The following is a 6,681-nucleotide window of genomic DNA, read 5'->3' on the forward strand; positions in this document are numbered from 1 at the left end:
CAAATTAAATTCGACAGATTCAAATCTTCCTCCAAGGGCTTTTTGTGGTTTAAAAAAGACGGCTGCTAAATCCTTTTGATCACTTTTCAGAACATTTAAAGAAAACTTTCCAGTATTTTTAATTATTTCATGACTGGATCCTTCAGCTCTTACTGCCATAACAACTAGGGGAGGGGTAAAGGAACCTTGTGTAACCCAGCTAGCAGTAAAGCCATTTACTTCATTAGTCTCATCATCTTTCACTCCGCAAATAAACAATCCATGTGGAATTTTTCTTAATAAGATTTTTTTTGCTTCAAGATTTAATGTCATAATTGATTTAACTAATATACATATTTTAACCAAATATTATTTCTAATCATAATTAAATTATGAAAATACTTTACCCAGGTACATTTGATCCTTTAACAAATGGACATCTAGATATAATACAAAGAGCTGAAAAATTATTTGGAAATGTAGTTGTTGCTGTTCTAGAAAATACTAGTAAAAAACCAACCTTTGATCTTAATAAAAGAATAGTACAAATAAAAAATGCTGTATCTCATCTATCAAATATCAGTGTTATTTCCTATGAGGGTCTCACAGTCGATTGTGCAAAAGAAGTTAACGCAAATTTAATATTAAGAGGGCTAAGAGCTATGAGTGATTTTGAATATGAACTTCAAATAGCACATACAAATAAATCTCTTAATACTGAAATAGAAACCATTTTTCTTTCTACTAATACAAACTATAGTTTTTTAAGTAGTTCCTTGGTTAAAGAGGTTGCTAAATTTGGAGGTGAAATAGATCATATGGTACCTGATTCCGTAGAAAGAGATCTAAAGAATTATTTTAAAAAAGATTAAATACATTCTTCCAATTTATATATGTTTTTTAAAAGGGTAAATGTCTTATCCCTATCTATATTTTCTGAGTTTTGGATAATACTTATAACTATAGGTTTCTCATCCTTATATAGATATCCTGATAACGCAAATACATTTGATAAAGTACCTGTTTTCCCAAAAAACTTACCTTGTAATTCTGAGTTTGTGAATCTTTTAGCTAAAGTTCCTCTTACCCCAATAATTGATAGTGAAGACTGGAAGGTACTAAAGTTTTTTGAATATTTCATCTTATTCAAAAATTCTGATATTAATTTTGTTGTCACTCTATTGTTTCTAGAAAGACCACTTGCATCTGAAATAGTTGAATTATCAACTTTTAATCCTCTATTCTTCAACCAATATTTTAATTTCAGATAATTATTTTCATTCCAAGAATTTGATGCATTTTTAAAAAGTGATTCTGCAGTGAAGTTATGACTTTCGGAATTAGCTAATGTTATCAACGACAATAGTGGATTAGAAGTAATTGTTTCCAATTCAATAGATGAATTCAAATAATATTTTTCAGAATTATCTAAAATGTCAATATTTATTGATGCATATGGGAATTTTTTAAAAATATAATCTTCTATAGTCTTTTTTAAGTATTCAATATTTTCATATTTACTCTCATTGCTATTTAATGCCAAGGTTGTAATGGGAGCTCCGTAATCATATTGCTTATCTATATATGTCCAACCTTTTGGCCAATAATAATTAGAATTTATTTCTAAGATATTCAGATTGATAACGTTATTATTATTAGTGATATTAGATAGTAATTTATAAATATCAGAATAGTTAAGATCAGGATCTCCTTGACCTAATAAATAATATTTATCATTACCCTTTCTAAATATTGACGTTTTAAAACTTCTTGAGGGTTTGAATTTATTTAATACATATGCTGTACTAAATAACTTTAAATTTGAAGCTGGTATTCTTGATATATCATCATTATATGAACTTATAAGAACACCATTCTCATTAATAATGGATACGCTAAAAGTCTTATCAAGCGATTTAAATAATAATTCATCATACTTTATACACTTTTTGTTATTCCTAATTATTCCTGGAGAATTAAAATATATGTTATTTAATAATTTACTTTTTTGAGTATTTAATAAATTCCATATTAAAAGAGGAAAACTTAATAATCCAAAAATTAAAATTATATAAAAATAAAAATTTTTAAAAACTTTCAAAACTATAAATTTACAAAAATAGTTTCATTATCAGGTCTCTCATCAAATTCTTTTTTAAATAAATATCTTTTATTAATTTCCTTAAAAAGTAACCAATTGTTTGGATAAGAATGCATTAATGCACCATTATCAATTGGTTGAAGAAAGTAAACGTTATACCAAGTTTTTACAAAGTTTTTTCTTCTTTCTCTTATTACACTTCCTATCCCAATATTTGCATCTTCAAATTTTGGATTTAAAGTATAATGCAAACCTTTAAAGTTATCACACATTGGTTCGAATGTATCAAAATCGTAAGGTTGCGGAAGTATCGATATCAAGATTGATTCATCTTGATCGATATAAATGGATTCATTAAAACCTTTAAATGTAAAAATATTTTCTTTAATATCTGGATAATCCCTCTGAGCCAAAGCTACAGCTCCTGGATCAGAATAAGTAAGAAAAACATTTTTTTTTATTTTTTTATTATTATAATAATTGGCAAGAATCTTATAAATAGTTATACCTATTTTATTAAATTTTAATCCCTCGAAATTAAATTCAACAGTAAATCGAAAACTTGATAGTTTTAAACTAGAGATTATTGAATTTTCAAGATTTTTTAAGGCATCATTAAGATCCTTAGGTAACACATAAATAGTATTCATTAGAATTTTTTTATACAAATTTGAAGTAGTTTAAATAATCTATCTATATCAGACTTCTTATTCATAAATCCTAAACTAACACGAATGTTTGAATAAAGTTGATTACTATCATATCCCATATTTTCAAGAGTAAGACTATGTTTTCCTGAGGAGCTAGAACATGCACTACCACTACTTATAGCTACATTATTATCAGACATATAATTAATAACTTTATAAGCTTTTATTGGTTCTAATTTCTTATTAAATAAAAGAAATGATATGTGATTTGGAAGTCTTTCAGTACTACTACCAGTAATTTTAATATTTGGATTATTAGTTATTTTATTTATAAAATATTTTCTAAGCAGTACTTTTTTATTATTTTCGAACTCGGCATTATACGAATTGAATTTAATTCTTCCCTTAATATTTTTTATTGACTGATACATTCCGGCTATTAATGGTAAAGGAGTTGTTCCTTGTCTTATTGAATATTCTTGAGAAAGTGAAATATCATTATTTTTTAATAACAATCTAGATTTTGAATTCGTCAATAGCAATCCTATGCCTTTAGGACCTCCAAATTTATGTGCGGATAAACTTAATAGATCACAGTTAAGTTCTTTCCAATTAAAAATACCGTTACTTAATATCTGTGTCCCATCGATATGAAATAAAATATCTAATTCCTTGCATTTAGTTCCAACTAATTGGACAGGTTGTAAAGTGCCTACTTCACTCTGACCCCAAATTAGCGAAACAAGATTTGTGTTATTTTTAATTACTTCATTAATGTTTGATATATTTATAATCCCATCTCTATTAACTGGCCATTTATAGATTTCCCACCCTTTTCTTTTTAGCTTATTTGCTGAAATTATTGTGGCTTGATGTTCAACATTAGAGATAACAACTCTTCCACACTTATATTTATCACTAAGATTACTAAATACTAATGATGTCGATTCTGAAGAGCCTGATGTAAAAACAATATCTTCTGTATTTGCATTTAAAATCTTTGCTATTTTAAGTCTTATTTTCTCTAAGTATGTCGCACATCTAATTCCATATTTATAAGTTGAGGATGAATTACTCCAATAGTTTTTGTATGTAGAATTTATTTTATTTAATACATTCTTAGATAATGGAGTAGTAGATGCATTATCAAGATAAATATACTTATTGTCCATCTATTTTAGAATATATGTTCCAGAAAAAACTTTTTTTGCATTACCAGTCATCAAAATTTCATCTTCTGATCTAGACCAATTAATTATAAGATTACCTCCTGGTAGATTTATTACTGTTTTTGAATTACATAAACCTAGTTTGTATGCTGCCACATGTACAGCACAAGCTCCTGTTCCACAAGCTAATGTTGCTCCTGCTCCTCTTTCCCATACAAGTACGTTAATATTATCTCTATTTATTATTTGGGAAAAATGAACATTTGTTTTTTCAGGAAATAATTCATGTTTTTCAAACACTGGACCTAATAGTGAAAGTGATATTTTAGTGATATCTTGAAGAAAAAATATCAAATGTGGATTTCCCATCCCCACGGCATATCCTTGTTGTTCAAAATTCGTTTCTTTAAAGAGGCATGAAGGAATTGAATTGATTTTTGTATCTATTTTTGTTGGAATAGATTTAGTTTCTAATATTGGTTTTCCCATTTTTACAGTAATTTCGCCATTATTATATTGAGCAATTTTTATACCAGCTTTTGTTTCGATCCTATATTCAGAAACGCTATTAGAACCTTTATTGGAATTGTGTAGATATTGAACTAAACACCTGATACCATTTCCACACATTTGAGCCTCCGAACCATCTGAATTATAGATAATCATCTTTGCGTAATTATTTCTATCAGGTTCCAATATGAAAATTACGCCATCACCACCTATACCGAATTGTCGATCACATAAATTTTTTATATCGATTGTTTTATCAGATAGAAATTTTTTGTAAATATTACTATTTCTGGAATCAATTATTATAAAATCGTTGCCATTACCATGATATTTTTCAAATATTATATTGTTCATTTAAAAATATATATCTAATAAATTTTAATTATAAAATAAAGCTTTTAACAATCTATTTCTTTTTATAGAATCAATATTAAAATAATATTTTACTAAAGCTAAAATAAGTGATTACTTCTGAAAATACAGATAAAAGAGCAACTAATTTATATAAACCATCTGATATAGAGGGTAAATGGCAGAAAATCTGGGAAGACGACAACTTATATAATACAGATGAGCAATCAAGTAATAAAGAAAAATTTTATGCCTTATCCATGTTTCCCTACCCTTCAGGAAACCTTCATATGGGCCATGTACGCAATTATGTAATAACAGACTTAATTGCAAGATTTCAAAGATTTCAGGGCAAAGAAGTGTTACATCCGATGGGCTGGGACGCATTTGGTTTACCTGCTGAGAACGCGGCGATAGAAAGAGGAATAAATCCTGATAAGTGGACTAAACAAAATATCGCTCATATGAAATCACAATTAAAATTATTAGGTCTTTCTGTTGATTGGGATAGAGAATTTGCCACTTGTGATGAAAATTATTATGTATGGACTCAATTTTTATTTTTGGAATTACATAAAGCTGGTCTTGTTTATCAAAAGGAGTCTGAGGTAAATTGGGATCCGATTGATAATACTGTTTTAGCCAATGAGCAGGTTGATTCAGAAGGCAAATCATGGAGATCTGGAGCGATAGTTGAAAAAAAACTTTTAACTCAATGGTTTTTAAAAATTACTGATTATGCAGAAGAGTTATTGCAAGATTTAGAAAAATTAAATGAGTGGCCTGAAAGAGTTAAGATAATGCAGGAAAATTGGATTGGTAAATCAATAGGTGCAAATATAAATTTTAAAATAAAAGAATTCAAAAAGAAAAAAATACAAGTATTCACAACAAGACCTGATACTTTATTTGGGGTAACTTATTTAGCAATATCAGTTAATCATCCTTTAATTAAAAAAATATCTGATAATAAGATTTTAAGTAAACTAGAAAATTTAAAAATCTATTTACAAGAAAGTAAAGATAAAGATCAAAAGAAAATTGGTATTCCCACAAATTTAATAGCTATAAATCCGATAAATTCAAAGGAAATTCCTATCTGGATAGCAAGTTATGTACTTGATGAATATGGAACTGGAGCTGTTATGGGAGTCCCAGCACATGATGAAAGGGATTTTGAATTTGCCAAAATTAATTCTATTGATATTAAACAAGTAATTATTAAGGATAAAGATAAAAGTACAACCGAATTAACTAATGCTTTTACGGAAAATGGATTTTTAATTAACTCAAATAATTTTGATGGCTTAAATAATAGTGATGCCAAAAAATATATTTCAGAACATGGTGAACGAAATGGATGGGCTGAAAATAAAATTCAATTTCGTTTGAGAGATTGGTTAATTTCTAGGCAAAGATATTGGGGATGTCCAATTCCAATTATTAAGTGTACTAATTGTGGTTCTGTTCCAGTAAATAAAAAGGATATTCCAGTTAAATTACCTAATGAGATTAAAATATCCTCTAATAAAATTAATTCTCTAGGTAGTAATAAAAGTTGGATTAATACCACATGTCCAAAATGCGGTAATTTGGCGAGTAGAGAAACGGATACTATGGACACCTTCATGTGTTCATCATGGTATTTTTTAAGATATCCTTCATCCAAATCTTTAACAAAGCCATTCGAAAAAGAAAAAATTAATAAATGGTTACCTGTTGATCAATATGTTGGAGGTGTAGAGCATGCGATTTTACATTTGCTTTATGCAAGATTTCTTACCAAAGCCCTAAGGGACAATAATCTTTTTGATATTGATGAACCATTTAAGAGGCTCTTGACACAAGGTATGGTTCAATCTGCAGCTTATAAAAATTCAATAACAGGAAAATATATCTCTCCAACTGATATTAAAGATAT

At 27.8% G+C, this 6,681-nt stretch carries 7 protein-coding genes; 2 read left to right on the forward strand and 5 right to left on the reverse strand.

Features of this window, described 5'->3' with window-relative positions:
- Positions 1–312 (reverse strand): flavin reductase family protein (locus tag ACTF45_RS08005; protein WP_438949741.1); only part of this gene is annotated, 312 nt, incomplete at its 3' end.
- A 59-nt stretch (positions 313–371) separates the two neighbouring features.
- Here ACTF45_RS08005 and coaD point away from each other — a divergent pair.
- Positions 372–851 (forward strand): pantetheine-phosphate adenylyltransferase, encoded by a 480-nt coding sequence (gene coaD / locus ACTF45_RS08010; protein ID WP_288346890.1) that lies wholly within the window; start codon positions 372–374, stop codon positions 849–851.
- On the opposite strand, the gene ACTF45_RS08015 is transcribed toward coaD, so the two are convergent.
- From ACTF45_RS08015 to dapF, 4 genes are read right to left on the reverse strand one after another with little or no spacing between them, the layout of a single operon-like run.
- A complete protein-coding gene (locus ACTF45_RS08015; RefSeq protein ID WP_438949742.1) occupies positions 848–2,080 on the reverse strand; it encodes a D-alanyl-D-alanine carboxypeptidase in 1,233 nt (410 codons plus the stop codon). The genes coaD and ACTF45_RS08015 overlap by 4 nt on opposite strands.
- Positions 2,081–2,082: 2 nt before the next feature.
- Entirely contained in the window at positions 2,083–2,730 is a 648-nt protein-coding gene (locus ACTF45_RS08020; protein WP_438949743.1) for a DUF1995 family protein, read from the reverse strand.
- On the reverse strand, positions 2,730–3,902 hold the full coding sequence (locus tag ACTF45_RS08025) for a cysteine desulfurase family protein (protein ID WP_438949744.1): 1,173 nt from the start codon (positions 3,900–3,902) through the stop codon (positions 2,730–2,732). Before ACTF45_RS08025 ends, ACTF45_RS08020 begins: the two co-directional genes overlap by 1 nt.
- Positions 3,903–4,763 (reverse strand): diaminopimelate epimerase, encoded by an 861-nt coding sequence (gene dapF, locus ACTF45_RS08030; RefSeq protein WP_438949745.1) that lies wholly within the window; start codon positions 4,761–4,763, stop codon positions 3,903–3,905.
- Between the two features lie 107 nt (positions 4,764–4,870).
- On the opposite strand from dapF, the gene leuS reads away from it, so the two are divergent.
- Positions 4,871–6,681: leucine--tRNA ligase (gene leuS, locus ACTF45_RS08035; protein ID WP_438949746.1), on the forward strand; the 1,811-nt coding region annotated here is incomplete at its 3' end.

The organism is Prochlorococcus sp., assembly GCF_965655815.1.
GTDB classification, from domain to species: Bacteria; Cyanobacteriota; Cyanobacteriia; order PCC-6307; family Cyanobiaceae; genus Prochlorococcus_A; species Prochlorococcus_A pastoris.